Raw genomic sequence first — 776 nt, 5'->3', positions numbered from 1 at the left:
TGTGATCAGGACGGGTGCAACAAAACGTTTGCCACATCCGGTAATCTCACCAAACACAAACGTATCCACACAGGAGAGAAGCCTTTTGTCTGTGACCAGGACGGGTGTTACAAGTCTTTCAACCAATCCGGTCATCTCGCCAGACACAAGCGCATGCGACACAATCCATAGTGTCACTGGCAGGGTAAGATTAAGTGCCGTAAACACCAACATCACAAGAGGCCACCAGCTACATTGCTATCTTCTTTGTTCTCTTTATGGGAAGTAAATGGTCTTCAGGCTGAACTTTTTCGTCACCAGTCTCTGCGTAGTGATCGGTCTGGCTTTATCTCCACCTATGCATCAGAAGACAAGAGCAGGCCTCTTCACCCTATTCCGTTACAGCCATTAGATGTGATATCGACAGGCCGTATTGCTATACATCCTGTAGACAATACATGTATCCACCCCGGTGAAACTACATCCTGTACCTCCAAAGGGTCTGCCGGGCACCACGTTGTGCATTGCCTTGGAAAACAACAAAGAACTCAATTAACACTCACGGAATCAACGGCTGTACAGTATCTGTCACTTGAGGCAGGTGCCACAACATGGATCAGGAATCCATCTGACATTTGCCGCATTTTCAGTAACAATGAAGCTCCTGACATTTTATGCACTCCTTCTTCACCTCCCCTTCTAGAGACTCTATTCCCAGAGTTGGTGGGTTTAGAGCAGAATGACGCGCTACTTTCGGAGTTATCGGATTTGAAGCAGGATGATGTATTTCCAAGTGC

1 protein-coding gene is annotated in these 776 nt (G+C 47.0%); it reads right to left on the bottom strand.

Annotation, left to right across the window (positions count from 1 at the left end; translation table 11 throughout):
• Nucleotides 1–216 (bottom strand): hypothetical protein (locus E1189_RS24765; protein WP_230459969.1); only part of this gene is annotated, 216 nt, incomplete at its 3' end.
• Nucleotides 217–776: the final 560 nt, after the last annotated feature.

Origin of the sequence: Parendozoicomonas verongulae (genome assembly GCF_009711465.1) — a bacterium.
GTDB classification, from domain to species: Bacteria; Pseudomonadota; Gammaproteobacteria; order Pseudomonadales; family Endozoicomonadaceae; genus Sansalvadorimonas; species Sansalvadorimonas verongulae.
Note: the sequence above shows the minus strand (reverse complement) of the source record. Positions and strands in the feature narration are given on the sequence as shown.